Annotated in this window: 16 protein-coding genes; 10 read left to right on the forward strand and 6 right to left on the reverse strand. The window is 49.5% G+C overall.

Annotated features, from left to right (window positions below; all coding sequences use genetic code 11):
* Positions 1 to 5 precede the first annotated feature (5 nt).
* From secY to JSQ97_RS03270, 7 genes are all read left to right on the forward strand, one after another.
* A complete protein-coding gene (secY, locus tag JSQ97_RS03240; RefSeq protein WP_205074722.1) occupies positions 6 to 1,340 on the forward strand; it encodes a preprotein translocase subunit SecY in 1,335 nt (444 codons plus the stop codon).
* A gap of 38 nt (positions 1,341 to 1,378) precedes the next feature.
* Positions 1,379 to 1,492: a 50S ribosomal protein L36 gene (rpmJ, locus tag JSQ97_RS03245; RefSeq protein WP_021331253.1), complete on the forward strand. Its 114-nt coding sequence runs from the start codon at positions 1,379 to 1,381 to the stop codon at positions 1,490 to 1,492.
* 11 nt (positions 1,493 to 1,503) lie between these two features.
* Complete coding sequence (gene rpsM, locus JSQ97_RS03250; RefSeq protein ID WP_205074723.1) at positions 1,504 to 1,872, forward strand: 30S ribosomal protein S13; 369 nt, start codon at positions 1,504 to 1,506, stop codon at positions 1,870 to 1,872.
* 110 nt (positions 1,873 to 1,982) lie between these two features.
* Positions 1,983 to 2,363, forward strand: coding sequence for a 30S ribosomal protein S11 (gene rpsK, locus JSQ97_RS03255; protein ID WP_205074724.1), 381 nt, complete (start codon positions 1,983 to 1,985; stop codon positions 2,361 to 2,363).
* Positions 2,364 to 2,372: 9 nt separating this feature from the next.
* Positions 2,373 to 3,422 (forward strand): DNA-directed RNA polymerase subunit alpha, encoded by a 1,050-nt coding sequence (locus JSQ97_RS03260; RefSeq protein ID WP_205074725.1) that lies wholly within the window; start codon positions 2,373 to 2,375, stop codon positions 3,420 to 3,422.
* A complete protein-coding gene (gene rplQ / locus JSQ97_RS03265) occupies positions 3,412 to 3,918 on the forward strand; it encodes a 50S ribosomal protein L17 (RefSeq protein ID WP_187384818.1) in 507 nt (168 codons plus the stop codon). The genes JSQ97_RS03260 and rplQ overlap by 11 nt, the downstream gene beginning before the upstream one ends.
* Before the next feature lie 284 nt (positions 3,919 to 4,202).
* A complete protein-coding gene (locus JSQ97_RS03270) occupies positions 4,203 to 4,454 on the forward strand; it encodes a hypothetical protein (protein WP_187384817.1) in 252 nt (83 codons plus the stop codon).
* 341 nt (positions 4,455 to 4,795) lie between these two features.
* Here JSQ97_RS03270 and JSQ97_RS03275 read toward each other — a convergent pair whose 3' ends face one another.
* The 4 genes from JSQ97_RS03275 to murJ form a co-directional block, all read right to left on the reverse strand.
* A complete protein-coding gene (locus JSQ97_RS03275; RefSeq protein ID WP_205074726.1) occupies positions 4,796 to 6,352 on the reverse strand; it encodes a hypothetical protein in 1,557 nt (518 codons plus the stop codon).
* Between the two features lie 18 nt (positions 6,353 to 6,370).
* Positions 6,371 to 7,189 carry a hypothetical protein gene (locus tag JSQ97_RS03280; protein ID WP_205074727.1) on the reverse strand — a complete coding sequence of 273 codons (819 nt, stop codon included), beginning with the start codon at positions 7,187 to 7,189 and terminating at the stop codon, positions 6,371 to 6,373.
* Positions 7,190 to 7,339: 150 nt separating this feature from the next.
* On the reverse strand, positions 7,340 to 7,813 hold the full coding sequence (locus JSQ97_RS03285) for a COG2426 family protein (protein WP_205074728.1): 474 nt from the start codon (positions 7,811 to 7,813) through the stop codon (positions 7,340 to 7,342).
* Positions 7,814 to 7,844: 31 nt separating this feature from the next.
* Positions 7,845 to 9,449 carry a murein biosynthesis integral membrane protein MurJ gene (gene murJ / locus JSQ97_RS03290; protein ID WP_205074729.1) on the reverse strand — a complete coding sequence of 535 codons (1,605 nt, stop codon included), beginning with the start codon at positions 9,447 to 9,449 and terminating at the stop codon, positions 7,845 to 7,847.
* Between the two features lie 153 nt (positions 9,450 to 9,602).
* Between murJ and JSQ97_RS03295 the strand changes: the two genes are divergently transcribed.
* Positions 9,603 to 10,556, forward strand: a complete 954-nt coding sequence (locus JSQ97_RS03295; RefSeq protein WP_205074730.1) for an L-lactate dehydrogenase — start codon at positions 9,603 to 9,605, stop codon at positions 10,554 to 10,556.
* A gap of 12 nt (positions 10,557 to 10,568) precedes the next feature.
* Here JSQ97_RS03295 and JSQ97_RS03300 read toward each other — a convergent pair whose 3' ends face one another.
* A complete protein-coding gene (locus JSQ97_RS03300; protein ID WP_205074731.1) occupies positions 10,569 to 11,711 on the reverse strand; it encodes a glycerate kinase family protein in 1,143 nt (380 codons plus the stop codon).
* Positions 11,712 to 11,867: 156 nt separating this feature from the next.
* Positions 11,868 to 12,500 carry an adenylate kinase gene (locus tag JSQ97_RS03305; RefSeq protein WP_205074732.1) on the reverse strand — a complete coding sequence of 211 codons (633 nt, stop codon included), beginning with the start codon at positions 12,498 to 12,500 and terminating at the stop codon, positions 11,868 to 11,870.
* Between the two features lie 255 nt (positions 12,501 to 12,755).
* Between JSQ97_RS03305 and JSQ97_RS03310 the strand changes: the two genes are divergently transcribed.
* Both JSQ97_RS03310 and dgoD read left to right on the forward strand, forming a co-directional pair.
* Positions 12,756 to 13,508 (forward strand): IclR family transcriptional regulator, encoded by a 753-nt coding sequence (locus JSQ97_RS03310; RefSeq protein ID WP_205074733.1) that lies wholly within the window; start codon positions 12,756 to 12,758, stop codon positions 13,506 to 13,508.
* 34 nt (positions 13,509 to 13,542) lie between these two features.
* Entirely contained in the window at positions 13,543 to 14,691 is a 1,149-nt protein-coding gene (dgoD, locus tag JSQ97_RS03315) for a galactonate dehydratase (protein ID WP_205074734.1), read from the forward strand.

A 14,691-nucleotide genomic window follows, 5' to 3' on the forward strand; every position in this document is an offset into this window, starting at 1 on the left:
ACGTCATGGCAGGTAATTCTATCGTGAATATGTTTAAAATCAAAGAGCTCCGCAGCCGTCTGCTCTTTACCCTGTTGATTTTGGCCGTTTTCCGTATGGGAAGCGTCCTGACGATACCGGGTATCGACGCGAACGTGCTCCTGTCCTACTTTGACGAGCTCGCACGCCAAAACAAAAACGCGTTTGCGAGTTATATGGACTTTTTCGTCGGCGGTGCTTTTTCGAATTTTTCTATTTTCATGCTCGGCGTTATGCCGTACATTTCGACGCAGATCATCATGCAGCTTGCGGTGATCATCTTTCCGTCGTTGAAGCGCGTCGCCGAAGAAGACGGCGGTCAGCGTAAAATCGCGATGTGGACGCGGGTCGGCACGATTTTCGTGTGTCTGCTCCAGTCCTATGCGGTGACGGTTTACGCGTCGAGCATTCCGAATTCAATCGTTATTGAAAACAGGATCGCGTTCCGTATGCTTGCGATGATAACCGTTACAACCGGCTCCATGGTGACGATTTGGCTCGGAGACCAAATTACGTCGCGCGGTATCGGCAACGGCATTTCGATGATGATCTTTGCGGGTATCGTTGCGCGTCTTCCGAGCGCGGTCGTGGAACTCGGCCGGAAAATCGTTGCAGGCGACGTACAGTTTGTGTTTGCGATCATCGTGCTTGTCATGTTTATCGGTATCATCGCGCTCGTCGTATACGAAGAATCGGGCGAACGGAAAATACCCGTACACTATGCCAAGCGCGTCGTCGGACGGAAAATGTACGGCGGACAAAACACGTATATCCCGTTTAAGATCAATCCGTCGAACGTCATCCCGCTCATCTTTGCGTCTTCGCTTTTGACGTTCCCGATCCAGCTTATTCAAATGTTCGGAAGCAATCGGAATTCCGCACGGTGGGTGGCGCGCCTCGCGTCGTTTCTCACGCCGAACGGAGTATGGTATAATATTCTTCTCGTCATCCTCATCGTCTTTTTTGCATACTTCTACACTCAGGTAACGCTGAACCCCACGGAAATTGCAAAAAACATCAGGGAAAACGGAGGCTCCATTCCCGGCGTGCGGACGGATAAAACGGAAGAATACCTGCAGCGGATATTGAATCGGCTCATATTGCCCGGCGCGATATTTTTGTGCGTTATCGCGATATTGCCGACCTTTATTCAAACGATTTTCAGGTTTCCGCAGTCCATCGCGATGTTGATGGGCGGAACGTCGTTGATTATTATGGTCGGTGTCGATTTGGATACGATGAGTCAGGTTGAAGCCCTTCTCAAAATGCACCATCACGACGGATTGACGACGAAGGGCAGAATCAGGTCGCGGAGCCTCTAGGCTTTGCGGATAGCGGAAACATTGCATGGGAGAACAGTATGAAAGTACGAACCAGCGTAAAACCGATCTGTGCAAATTGCAAGGTCATCAAACGGGGCGGCATCATCCGCATCATTTGCACGAACCCGAAGCATAAGCAGAGACAGGGCTAAGGAGAAACTGTATGGCTCGAATTGAGGGTGTGGACATCCCGAACAAACACATAAGCATTGCGTTGACGTATATTTACGGTATCGGCCGCCCCGCGGCGCGCGATATTTGCGAAAAAGCTAAAGTCGATCCGCAAAAATCGGCAAACGATCTTACGGAAGAAGAGCTTGCCCGCGTGCGCGAAGCGATCGACAAAAATTATAAAGTCGAAGGTCGCCTCCGCACGGAAATCGGTCTGAACTTAAAGCGCCTTATGGATATCGGCTGTTACCGCGGACTGCGCCACAGACGCGGTCTTCCGGTACGCGGACAGCGCACGCGCACGAATGCGCGCACGCGCAAAGGCAAAAAGAAGACGGTCGCCAACAAGAAAAAGGCGTAAGCGGTTTTGTGCATACCCGCTCCGGCCGTGCGTTTGCGGCGTAAAAGGTGCGGATGCGTTTTGCGGCAAAAGATACGGCGCCGTCCGATGCGGCGTTTTTGGGAGATACAATGGCTACGGTTAAAAAGCGAAAAGAAAAAAAGAGCGTATACGAAGGCAACGTATACATTCAAGCTACATTCAATAATACGATCGTTACGATTACCGACTTGCAGGGCAATACGATTGCATGGGCGTCTTCCGGCGGGCTCGGCTTCCGCGGAGCGAAAAAATCGACTCCGTTTGCCGCGCAGACGGTTGCGGAATCCGCCATTCAAAAAGCCGCGAGCTACGGCTTGCGCGAAGTCCACGTGTACGTTAAGGGACCGGGAATGGGACGCGAAAATGCGATCCGGTCAATCGGCAGCATGGGACTGAAAGTAAAATCGATTTCCGACGTTACGCCGATTCCCCATAACGGATGCCGCCCGCGTAAAACACGCAGCATGTAAGGAGTTCAGATGGCTCGCAAAAATCTGCTTAAAGGTTTTAAAAAACCGAAAGGCATTACTTACACCCCGCTCGAAACGAATCCGAATTACGGAAAGTTTACGGCGTACCCGTTTGAAACGGGATTCGGGACGACGATCGGCAATACGCTCCGGCGCGTCCTGCTCTCTTCGATTCAGGGCTATGCGGTCACTTCCGTCAGGATTACGTCGTACGATGCCGAAGGTGTTCCGCATGTCATTTCAAGCGAATTCGAAGCGATTCCGAATATCGCGGAAGACACGTTGGAAGTTATCAACAGCTTAAAACAGATGCGTTTGCGATTGCCCGGCGATACGGAGCAAGAGACGATTTTGTATGAGTTCAAAGGACCCGGCACGGTCAAAAGCGACGACTTTGCCAAAGAGGGCGAACTTGAAATCATGACGAAAGACGCGCTCATCTTTACGATGACGGACGGCGCGCGAGTCGATATCGAGATCCAAGTCGATTTGGGCAGAGGCTATGTTCCTGCCGAAGTAAACGAACATTATATCGAAATCGTCGGTACGATCCCGATGGATGCGATCTTTACGCCGATCGTCAAAGTAAAATATGCGATCGAACCGTGCCGCGTCGGACAGAGAAACGATTACGACAAGCTCGTGCTCGAAATCTGGACGGACGGAACGATTTCTCCCGAAGACGCGCTCGCCGAAGCGGCTAAAATCGCCGAAGAGCATTTCAGAATTTTTATCAACTTTGACGATACTGCGCTTTCCGGAGGGGATGACGGCGATGAGGGCGATAAGCGGATCCGCGAAATCCTCAACACTCCCGTCGACGAGCTTGAGCTTTCGGTGCGTTCGTCGAACTGCTTGAAAAATGCGAATATCCGCACGATCGGCGAGCTGACGAAAAAGACGGAAGACGATATTACGAAGACGCGCAACTTCGGCAAAAAGAGTCTCACGGAAATTGTAGAAAAGCTTCAGGAATGGGGTTTGTCGCTCGGCATGACCGATTACAGTCATCTGAAGAATTTGAATATCACAAAGAAGGAAGAAACAGATGAATCATAAGATGGGATTTAATCCGCTTTCACGAACGCCTGCACACCGCAGAGCTATGTCGCGGAATATGGTAACGTCTCTTTTTCGATTCGAACGCATTACGACGACGCAGTCGAAAGCGAAAGAAGTGCGCAGATCTGCGGAAAAACTGATCACGCGCGCAAAAGAGGATTCCGTGCACAATCGCCGAGAGGCGGCAAAGTTTATTTCCGATGAAAAAATCTTGAATAAGCTTTTTACGGAGATCGGACCGCGCATGAAAGAACGCGCCGGCGGTTATACGCGTATTTTAAAACTCGGTTTCCGCTGCGGCGATGCCGCCGATGTCGTCATACTCGAACTCGTCGATTATAAACTCGATACGTCGAGCGAAGAGGAAAAAGCCGAAAAAAAAGCGGCGAAGTCGGCGGAGAAAAAGAACGCGGGCGAAAAAAAGAGCACGGAAAAGAAATCGGACGGCACAAAAAAATCGGCAAAAACCGATAAAGCCGACTCGAAAAAATAATATCGATAAAAACGGGGACTGTCTTAAAAGCCGCTTACTTTTCGGACAGTGCCTTAAAGCGTTTATGAAAACCGACGTTTTCCGTAAACGTTATGGGAGATGATACGAAACGCCGTCTAAAATATCGCCGTTGTTTCGTATTTCGAGTTTGCGTTGCAAACTCGACTATTCGATATGTGCGCCGCTCGAAACTTCGCGCATACGCGCTCGTTGCGAGGCGCGCGCACGACTAAAAACTTTTTCGGATGTTGAAACATCCTGCAAAAGTTTTTATGGGAGTATGTATGTCTAAAAATCATCGAGGAACGGGTTTGCGCTCTTTGCCGTCGCGCGGCAGAGACGAGTGCCCCGTCTGTCATAAAACCGGTATCAAAGTTCTGTACGAAGTTGAAATCGACGGACAAAAAGTGAAAGTGTGCAAATTCTGCAATGCGGCGATGAAAAACAAAGCGCGCAGAGAAGCTCCGGCAAAAGAGCCGGTTGCAGCCGCTCCTGCAGCGGAAGCTGCTCCTGCAGAAACGCCTGCGGAAAGTTGAAAGTAAAAGCACCGCACAGATGGCGCGGTGCTTTTAACTTCGAGTTTTCAAAAGAAAACTCGCGGATGTACGTGTGCGCTTTGCCCGAAACTCCGCTCCGCCGCGCCCGCTACGAGTGCATAGCACGCTTAGGATATTCTTTTTACAAAATGACCGCTCCGAGGGGGCGGTTTTTTTTGTGCGTCGTATTCGGCTGTGGTTCGTAAAAGGACAAAGTCTGAATGAAAACGGCAAGAGCGTTCTGCCGAAAAAGCGCATAAAAAAGGCTGTCCTTTGTGATGTTCGGTATCACGCCGGGACAGCCTTTTTCTATAATCGATTATAACTTCGGAGAGAGGCGCTTACTTCCACTCGACGTCGAAAGAGAGTTCCATGTCGCCCCAACCGACTTTACTGGGTAGCCAAGAATCCCATACAACATCGGATATATATGCGGAAAGGTCTATTTTCATGGTAGATTTTTTCCCGCGTTTCAGTTCATCCATAGTTACTGATGTTACTTTCCATTCTCCGTCTTTATCCTTATAGGATTGAATTGAATTTCCCGTTAACTTCCACGAATCGTTTGCCGTATCGTACGTGAGTGTAAACAGCGGTTTTTCGTGTTTTATAATAACATCGTCCGAATTTCCTGCCAAAGGATCGACTTCCCAAATGTCGACGCTTACGATAATCGAATGGCTGCCTTCCTCCGGTTTTGCTATTTCGTGTACATAAGCCCCCGGTAGTTTTTGATGGCTTCCTGTATCTATAGATAATTTTCCGCCTTTATTTGATGAAAAAGGAGGATCCCATTCTTCATTATTGTATCGGGCTTTAAGCTCATATTTGAATTCGGCTTGGTTATAACCGCCGCCGATCGGATAATCACCGCCGACATCCCTTAATGAAATATTTTTAAGCACAATATTGGATATGTTAATCGCAGGTTTTCTTGCGTCACCCACAAAACCAATATACGGAGACTTTCCGGTAAAAGTCGGATCATAGTTGCCGCTTGCCTGGTTTCCTTTATATGTATCGTTTAAATAAAAAGAGCCGTCTTCCTTTACATAGCCGATCGGATCGTATTGATAAAAGCGGTATGTTTTTCCTCCCGGTCCGGCGGAGTGGGTATCTACTGCAGCCCATTTTGTCGGTACTTGATTGCCGAGTACGCTTTTAAATTCAATAGGTTTTGCAAACGCAAATACCAATTTTGTATACGTGTCGACGGCAACAAGATAATTATCCAAACCGACAACTCCGCCGCCTTTGCCCGTAAAACGGTAAAATATAAAGCGTTTCATAAGCGTTTCTTTTTGACCGGTCGGTTTGCCGTTTTCCCCGTATACGTCGTATGTTTCGGACGTATACAGATTGAACGGATTTTTGCCGCAATAGCGGTAATATGTCATGGTACTTATAGAATTGCTGCCGGCCGAAGCGCTTTCGTTGCCGCCGTATTTTTCACGTTCGGGGTTTTTGTTTTCGGGGGCGCTTTCCCATGTTACGGTACCGCCGTATTTCGGTTCAGGCACATTGCTTCCCGAAAAATTACTGCTGAATTTCCAGTCGTCGAATTTTGCTGTGGGAAACAGCGCAAACGGAAAACCGTCTGCGGTGTTTAACTTTCCGGCTAATTGATCATGAACGGTAGAATCGTTTTTCGGTTCGGCAAGTTTACCGTCGGGCAGGATAACCGAAAACATACTGATTGTCCCCGGCTCGAGAGGCTCCGGCTCCGAAGGAATAGGTGTATCGCCGTTTCCCGGATCTTCCTGTTCGTTTCCGTCTTTTGCAGCTCGGTTTTGCTGTTGTATATAGTAGCTTGACGAAAACGGCGAGGGGCAGGATGTAAGCATCAAACAGGCAAGTACGAGTGCTCCACACAGTTTATGTATATTTGCGGATTTCATAATCTTCCTCCGAAAAGCTTATAGTTTAAATGCAAAGCCCAAATTCACGCCGAAATCTAGCGAATTGAGCCAATAATCCGGAAAGGGCTGCGTGATATCGCCTCCGTTGGCGGCTGCAATGTCGGCGAGCTTTTTCGGCGCCGTTAAATATTTCGGCTGATAAAGATTGAATCGCGTATACCAGCCGAGTATGATATCGGTCGTTTTGATGAGCGAAATATTGTATTCGACCGTGCCTTTCATGGAAAACATAAACGGGTTCATTTTTTTCATCATATCTTCAGTGACGATGATCTGCCCGACTTCAGTGGGGACGGCAATGGGATCCGTCGAATATACCAAATAGTCCGGACTCATGTCGGCTATCATGCGGCCGCCGAGTCCTGCTCCGAGCGCGAGACGATTTTTGAAAAAGTACGCTTTGGCGCTTAATCCGAAATCGATGACGGGCGTGAAATCGACGACCATAAAAGTATCTAATGCGGTTCCTGAAACATCTGCCGACACTTTTTGCGACGTGTTGCCCTGTCCTACGCCGATATATGCAAAGACGCCGAGTGCGCTGAACGGATGCCCCTGCCGCAGTCCGAAAAAGCGATTCGAATCGAAAATATAGCCGCCTTCGAGTTCGCCGCTTATGAGAAGCCCGCTCAGCATACCGGTCATCTTTACGGCGTCTTTATTGAATTGTTTTAAGCTGTCATCGGAAATGCTCGGAAGCGACAAAGTACCGCCGAAATCGGCTCGCAGATACAGGTGCGGCCCGCCTTCAAGCGCCGTAAGCGGGAAAACTGCGAAACCGAGTAAGAGCAGATATAGCAGTTTGCTATTTTTCATAATTAGATATGATACATTATAATGGAAATATCTGCAAGATTGTTTCAGACGTGTCTTTCAGACGCGTTCAAAGACGCTTATCGGTACCGTTTTTTTTATGTGAGAAAATGTGAGGCGTGTTCGTACATTCCCGATTGCAAATTTCCGCGCTTACCGAATAACGCCGAACACGCCGAAGCTTACGAGCGCCATGATGAGTCCCGCTATGAGTACACCGAGCGTAACGGCGAGTACGGTTTCTTTAAAATCCATATCGAGGACGCTCGCAGCGAGCGTACCCGTCCATGCGCCGGTGCCGGGAAGCGGTATGCCGACGAAGAGCATGAGCGCGACAAAAAGTCCCCGACCCGCTTTTGCCTCAAGCTTTTTACCCGCCTTTTCTCCTTTTATAAGAAAAAACGTACAGATATTTCCGATGATTTTTTTGTCCGCACCCCACTCGAGAAATTTCCTCGCAAAGAGATAGATGACAGGCACGGGGAGCATATTGCCTGCGATACAGACGATGTAGGACTGCAAAAGCGGCAAGGGCGGCGTAAATGCCTGCGAAACGGGGATCGCGCCGCGCAGTTCGATGAGCGGTACCATTGCAATAAAAAAAATCCACAGGTAATGCGAAACCATAGGCGTAAGTATAGCGTATTTTGTCGGTCGATTAAAGCGGCGGCCGTCGCTTTAAGAATTTTTCCGCACAGAGTTTTGCGATTTCATCCCGCGTGAAAAAAAGGAGGGCGACGCCGACGGCGGCGAAGAGGAGCGCGGAAACGGCGACGACGCTTCCGTCGGAAATGATGCGGCCGTGTCCTGCAAAAAAAGATACGAGGCGCGGACGCACGATATAGACGGGAAGAGCGGCGGCGAGTGAGAAAATTATTATTTTCAATTCATACAGTACCGACGATTTAATAATCTTTTTGGTGTCGACGGAACGCAGGCGCGGAAGAGCGGCGCATAAAAAAACGGTATTCGCAAAGCTTGCGATCGAAAGGGCGAGCGCGATGCCCGCTCCTTTCATGCGTCCGACGAAAAGAGAAGCGAGCGCGATATTGACGGCGAAGTTGAAAATGCCTGCAAGCGTCGGAAGTACGGTATTTTTTTGTGCGTAAAACGACGGAGACAAAACGCGGTTTTGCGCGATAAAGACGAGACCTATCATGTGAAAGCGGAACACAGAAAGCGTCATCGCTACCGATTCGTCGGTAAAGTTTTTCGTTTTATAGACGAGCGAAATGATTTCCTTTCCGCAGATAAGCGAATAAAACGTAACCGGAAGCGCTATCAGCGTGATGATTTTTAGGGCGCGGATGAGCAGCGCCGTAAAATCGTCCCAGCGTTTTTTTTGCGCAAGCGCCGACATGTCCGGCAAAATAACCGAACCGATCGACACGGCGAATATGCCTAAAATCAATTCCTGCAGCCGAAGCGAATATTGCAGACTCGCGTATATGCCGATGCCCGCGCGTTTTGCGAGCGTACTCGATACGACGTCGTTTATCTGGTATGCGGCCATACCGACGACGGTTGGAAGCACGAGGAGCATGACGCGTCTCGTACCGGGATTCGTAAACGCGCTTTTAAGCGACGCGAACGAAACGCGCCACTTCGTTCGCAGTACGAAGGGCAGCTGAAAGAGCATTTGCGAAAAGCCGCCTGCGATGACGCCTGCCGCCATAGCGCGCGCGGGGTTCGCCGTATATGGGGCTAGCATGTACGTGAGCGCGATGACGACGGCGTTGAACAAAACGGGAGCGAAGCCCGAGGGAGTGAAAACGCCGACGCCGTTTAAGATTCCCTGAAAGAGGGCGGCGACCGAAACGACGGCGAGATAGGGAAACATGATACGCGTGAGAAGCACCGCTTCCGGCATTGTCGCCGCATCCGTGCTGCCGTAAAATACTTTAATGATCGCGGGCGTAAAGACGATACCCAAAGCGGTGACGGCTCCCGTCAAAAAAGTGACGAGGGTGAGCGTCGATGAGATGAAATCCTGCGTCTTTGTTTTGTCGGCATCCGACGAAATGTCTTCGACGTATGCGCGGAAGGTCGGAATGAAGGCGACGGAAACGCTGTTTTCCGCGAAGAGCCTTCGAAAGAGATTCGGCAGTTGAAATGCGATACCGAATGCGTCCGCTATCGCTCCGGTTCCGAGAAAAGCCGCCTTTGTCATTTCGCGCACGAGGCCGAGTATGCGCGATAAAAGCGTGACGACCGAAAGGCGGATGCCGGAGCGTACCAGTGAATGCGATTTTGTTTCCGTCATTCGCTAAGCATAGCGCAAGAAGCGCCGCTTGTGCAACGTGCCGCCGATTGTCCCGGTAACGCTTTCAGTACACGGACGGCGATTTTTTCACTATATTTATTATATACTTACGATCGATATAAAATCGAAAGCGAAGCTGTAAGGAGCAGAACTATGAGTGTCGTCAACGCGAGAAAAATAGGCGTTATCGGATGCGGATTTGTCGGCGCATCGTCGGCGTTCGCATTGATGGAAAGCGGTCTGTATTCGGAAATGGTTTTAATCGATGCGGATCAAAATAAAGCCGAAGGCGAAGCGCTCGATATAAGCCACGGGCTTCCCTTTGCCGGTCCGATGAAGATATATGCGGGCTCATACGACGACATACGAGATGCGTCGATCGTCGTCGTGACGGCGGGCGCGGGGCAAAAGCCGGGAGAGACGCGGCTCGATCTTGTAAAAAAGAACGTTGCGATTTTCAAATCGATTATTCCGGAAATCGCAAAGCGGGATTTTCAGGGCGTACTGCTCATCGTTGCAAATCCCGTCGACATTTTAACGTATACGGCGGTAAAGCTTTCGGGGTTGCCGGAAAACCGCGTGTTCGGTTCGGGTACCGTTCTCGATACGGCGCGGCTGAAATATCTTTTGGGCGAACACTTGAGCGTCGACAGCAGAAGCGTCCACGCCTTTATCATCGGCGAACACGGGGACAGCGAAATCGCCGCGTGGAGCTGTGCGAACGTTTCGGGCATCAAGCTCAACCGCTTTTGCGATATGCGCGGTTTTCACGAACACGAAGATTCCATGCGCAGGATTGCCGAAGAAGTTAAAAACAGCGCGTACGAAATCATCGAAAAAAAGAAAGCGACGTATTACGGGGTAGCGATGGCGGTCAGGCGCATTTGTCAGGCGATCAGCCGCGACGAAAAATCGATTTTGCCGGTATCGACGATACAGCACGGCACTTTCGGGATCGAAGGTGTTGCACTGAGCATGCCCGCTGTCGTCGGAAAGGACGGAGTGGAAACGCAGGTGCCGCTCGAACTCGACGACAAAGAAAGGGAAGCGCTTTTGCATTCGGCGGAGACGCTCAAAAAAGTTATCGACGAATCGGTGTGTCTGTGATTAAAAGGCGAATTACATTTTCGATTTTACGCATTCGATAAAGCGCATGATGTTTTCGACCGTGAGTGCAAGATCGCTTTTTGCGCGGGGCTTTGCGCGGGTGTAATCGACTGCGACGCGGTTTATGCTGAAGACTGCCGATACGCCCGTGTCGTACGCCGCTTCGATGTCGTCTCCGATATCGCCGACGACCGCGATGAGCGGTACTCCCGCTTTTTTCGTGCGGCGCGCGATGCCGATGACGACTTTTCCGCGCAGGCTCTGCGTGTCGATTTTTCCTTCGCCCGAAAAAACGCAGTCCGCGTCTTTGACGAGTTCGTCGAACTTCACCGTATCGAGCACCGTTTCGATGCCCATCTGCAGCTTTGAACCGAAAAAGACGTTCATGCCGTAGCCCATGCCGCCGGCAGCTCCCGCGCCGGGCATGAGAGAAGCGTCTTTGTGCAGATCCCGTTCGACGATTCGGGCGAGGCGGCGGAGTCCCGAATCGAGCCTTTTTACCGCTTTTTCGTCGGCGCCCTTTTGCGGACCGAAAACGTATGCCGCGCCCGTCTCTCCGTAGAGCGGATTGTCGATGTCGCACATCGTAACGATTTCGATGCCCTTGAGCGAGGGATGCAAACCGGACGAGTCGATATGTTCGATGTCGCAGAGCGTGCCGCCCGTCGGGATGAATTCTTTTCCCGTTTTATCGATAAACTTTACGCCGCATGCCGCAGCCGCTCCGCAGCCTCCGTCGTTCGTCGCGCTTCCTCCGAGCCCCATGATGAGTTTCGTGCAGCCGTCTTCGATCGCGCGAAGAATGAGAGCACCCACTCCGAACGTCGTCGTCTTTTCGGGATCGCGCCTGTCTTCGACGAGGGGAAGCCCCGCGCAGGCAGCCATTTCTATGACGCCCGTTTTTCCGTCGGAAAGTTTTCCGTAAAATGCGTCCATTTTATTAAAGTAGGGATCGTCGGCGGATACGGTGATTTTTTTTCCGCCGACTGCGGTGAGAAAGGCGTCTACGCTGCCTTCTCCTCCGTCTGCAACGGGAATGCGTATGATGTCCGTTTCGGGATAAAATTTTTTTATCGCTTTTTCCATGATGCCGCATATCTCTGCGGAACTCATCGTGCCTTTAAATGAATCGGGGATCAGTACGATTTTTTTCATTGCAGTAACTCCTGTTGCGGACGCGATCTGTCGGCGCGAATGCGATGCCGCCCTCGCACCGCCGCGCACACATCCGCATGCGATACCCTTCGCGCGCTTTTGCATACAGTGCCCTATGAGTATCGCCGCATACGATGCCGTACGCCACGGCGGACATCATTTTTTCGGAAACGCTTTTTCGAACTCGTTTAATAATTGTGCCGTTTGAATCGCACCGTCTATGTCGGTAAGCTTTCCTCTCGTGCGGTAAAAATCGATAAGCGGTTCGGTCTGCTCGCGGTATACGTCCATGCGGTGCAAAATCGATTCCTGCTTGTCGTCGTCCCGCTGATAGAGCTCACCGCCGCAGTTGTCGCAGACGCCTTCCTTTTTCGGCGGCAGCGTGAGTACGTTGAAATTCGTTCCGCATTTTTTGCAGACGCGCCGCGTCGAAAGGCGCTTGATGACTTCTTCATCTTTGATAACGAAATTGACGACCGTTACGTTGTCGCAGATTTTCGTAAACGCTTCGGCTTGTGCGAGGGTGCGCGGAAAGCCGTCGAGGATAAAACCGCCTTTCGTATCGTCCGCTTCGAGCCGCTCTTTTACCAGCGCGCACGTGATGTCGTCGCTCACCAAGCCGCCCGAGTCGATGATGCTTTTGACTTTTTTCCCGAGTTCCGTTTGATTTTTTATCGCCGCGCGGAAAATATCGCCCGTCGAAATGTGGGGGATTTTGTACTCCTGTGCGACTTTGACGGCGAGAGAGCCTTTGCCCGCTCCCGGAGGCCCTAAAAAGATGAAATTCATACTTACCTCTGTATTTGTTTATACGTTTTATAACAATGTATTTTACCCGCTCGCGGAAAATACGTCTAGGGCATGGGCGGGAATTGCCGGCAGTATGCAACAATCGCGCGCGTCTCCCATAAAAAACGGCTCGATTGTTTTTTATCTTTAATAAGGGAAAAAAGAAAAAATAAAACTTGACAAGTCGGAAATTCGGTTTTACAATATATTTGTAAATACAAATGTTATTCGTATATACGAATAAGAGGTTACGGAATGCATGCTCCCACTTATCGGGTTGTCAATGTCTTAAACACCATTGCATCAAGCGATGGCAATTTTACAATGGCTGATTTAGCGCGCAAGACTCAGATTCCGGTTGGAACATTGTTTCCGATTGTGAAAACTCTCGTAGATGAACAGTTTATTACTTGCGACAATGCGACCGGCAAGTACAGGATAGGAATACGCTTATACTTAAATGGTATTTCATTTTTGAGATCAGGGGATTCATATATTGCTGTTCGCGAGCAGCTTCAAAAATTAACGGACGAAACCGGCGAAGCTTCACACTTCTGTAAACTTAGCGGCGGCAATGTTTTATATCTTATAAAAATAGATTCTCCTCAGCCGATCCGTATGTTCTCTGCAATTGGAAAACAGCTCGGTGCGTATGGAACCGGAGTGGGCAAGGCTCTTTTATGTGAACACTCTCTTCAGCAGCTGAGGGTTCTGTACGGTGACGGGCTTAAAGCGATGACACCTTATACGATTACCGATTTTAAAAAATTATATCAGCAGTTGTTGGAGATTAGAAAAACGGGTTTTGCATTTGAATGTGAAGAATCCAATGAGGGGATCAGATGTATTGCGAAGCCTGTGTTTAAAAACGGTCGTGTATGCGCAGCGGTCAGCGTTGGTATCCCGGTATTCAGGTATACGGAAAAGAAAGCGGAAAATATAAAAATGCTTTTAAGTGAAACCGTAAAAAAAATCGAAAAGATTGTTGTGAGTTTGGATTATGTGTAATCGATTTCGATCACATTAAGAAAAGGGGGTAATTATGAAAATTACGAAATTGAACCTTTATATTGTGCCTCCGAGATGGCTGTTCTTGGAGGTTGAAACGGATGAAGGTATCTGCGGATGGGGAGAGCCTGTAATTGAAGGGCGTGCCGATATTGTAAAAGCTGCTGTTGAAGATTTCAGCCGTTATCTTATCGGCAAGGATCCCTCTAAAATTGAAGATTTATGGCAGACAATGTATCGTACGGGTTTTTACCGCGGCGGCCCCGAAGTGATGAGCGCCATTGCAGGTATTGACCAGGCCTTATGGGATATAAAAGGGAAAAGTCTCGGAGTTCCGGTTTATGAACTTCTCGGCGGCTTATGCCGCGACAAATTGCGTGTGTACAGCTGGGTCGGCGGAGACCGTCCCGATGATTTGGAAAAAGGTGTAAGGGCGTTGTGGGACAGCGGCTGCACAGCCGTAAAGATGAACGCGACAGAAGAAATGCATTACATTGACAGCTTCGAAAAAGTGGAAGCCGTCTGCAAGCGCGTTGAAGCCATTCGCAATACGATGGGAAGTAAAATGGATATAGCCGTTGATTTTCACGGTCGTGTTCATAAATCCATGGCTAAAGTTTTGGCGCATGAACTTGAACCGTATCATCTTATGTTCATTGAAGAACCCGTCCTTCCGCAGAATAATGAAGCTCTTCGCGAAATTGCAAATCATACTTCTACGCCTATTGCGACAGGTGAACGTATGTTCAGCCGTTGGGACTTCAAGAATTTGTTTGAAGACGGTTATGCGGATATAATCCAGCCCGACCTGTCTCATGCGGGCGGGATCAGTGAGGTTAAAAAAATCGCCTCAATGGCTGAAGCTTATGATATTTCTGTTGCGCCGCACTGTCCCCTTGGGCCTATTGCTCTTGCAGCTTGTGTTCAGCTCGATGCCTGTACTCCGAATGTATGCATTCAGGAACAAAGCCTAGGCATACATTATAACAAAGGAGCCGATTTGCTTGATTATCTTAAAGATCCTGAAGTATTCAAGTTCAATGACGGCTATATTTCGATACCTGCGGCACCGGGACTCGGTATTGAAGTAAATAAAGAAAAAGTATTGGAAGCGGCTGAAATCGGTCATCATTGGAAAAATCCGATATGGCGTAACTATGACGGAACCATCGCGGAATGGTAA

Source organism: Treponema sp. Marseille-Q4523 (genome assembly GCF_016901105.1).
Classification (GTDB): Bacteria; Spirochaetota; Spirochaetia; order Treponematales; family Treponemataceae; genus Treponema_D.

Bases quoted from the DNA above. Each gene is read 5' to 3' on its own strand.
- murJ (WP_205074729.1), bottom strand. From the start codon at position 9,449: ATGACGGAAACAAAATCGCATTCACTGGTACGCTCCGGCATCCGCCTT.
- JSQ97_RS03270 (WP_187384817.1), top strand. From the start codon at position 4,203: ATGTCTAAAAATCATCGAGGAACGGGTTTGCGCTCTTTGCCGTCGCGC.
- secY (WP_205074722.1), top strand. From the start codon at position 6: ATGGCAGGTAATTCTATCGTGAATATGTTTAAAATCAAAGAGCTCCGC.
- rpmJ (WP_021331253.1), top strand. From the start codon at position 1,379: ATGAAAGTACGAACCAGCGTAAAACCGATCTGTGCAAATTGCAAGGTC.
- JSQ97_RS03275 (WP_205074726.1), bottom strand. From the start codon at position 6,352: ATGAAATCCGCAAATATACATAAACTGTGTGGAGCACTCGTACTTGCC.
- JSQ97_RS03260 (WP_205074725.1), top strand. From the start codon at position 2,373: ATGGCTCGCAAAAATCTGCTTAAAGGTTTTAAAAAACCGAAAGGCATT.
- rpsM (WP_205074723.1), top strand. From the start codon at position 1,504: ATGGCTCGAATTGAGGGTGTGGACATCCCGAACAAACACATAAGCATT.
- rplQ (WP_187384818.1), top strand. From the start codon at position 3,412: ATGAATCATAAGATGGGATTTAATCCGCTTTCACGAACGCCTGCACAC.
- JSQ97_RS03300 (WP_205074731.1), bottom strand. From the start codon at position 11,711: ATGAAAAAAATCGTACTGATCCCCGATTCATTTAAAGGCACGATGAGT.
- JSQ97_RS03280 (WP_205074727.1), bottom strand. From the start codon at position 7,189: ATGAAAAATAGCAAACTGCTATATCTGCTCTTACTCGGTTTCGCAGTT.
- dgoD (WP_205074734.1), top strand. From the start codon at position 13,543: ATGAAAATTACGAAATTGAACCTTTATATTGTGCCTCCGAGATGGCTG.
- JSQ97_RS03305 (WP_205074732.1), bottom strand. From the start codon at position 12,500: ATGAATTTCATCTTTTTAGGGCCTCCGGGAGCGGGCAAAGGCTCTCTC.
- JSQ97_RS03295 (WP_205074730.1), top strand. From the start codon at position 9,603: ATGAGTGTCGTCAACGCGAGAAAAATAGGCGTTATCGGATGCGGATTT.
- rpsK (WP_205074724.1), top strand. From the start codon at position 1,983: ATGGCTACGGTTAAAAAGCGAAAAGAAAAAAAGAGCGTATACGAAGGC.
- JSQ97_RS03285 (WP_205074728.1), bottom strand. From the start codon at position 7,813: ATGGTTTCGCATTACCTGTGGATTTTTTTTATTGCAATGGTACCGCTC.
- JSQ97_RS03310 (WP_205074733.1), top strand. From the start codon at position 12,756: ATGCATGCTCCCACTTATCGGGTTGTCAATGTCTTAAACACCATTGCA.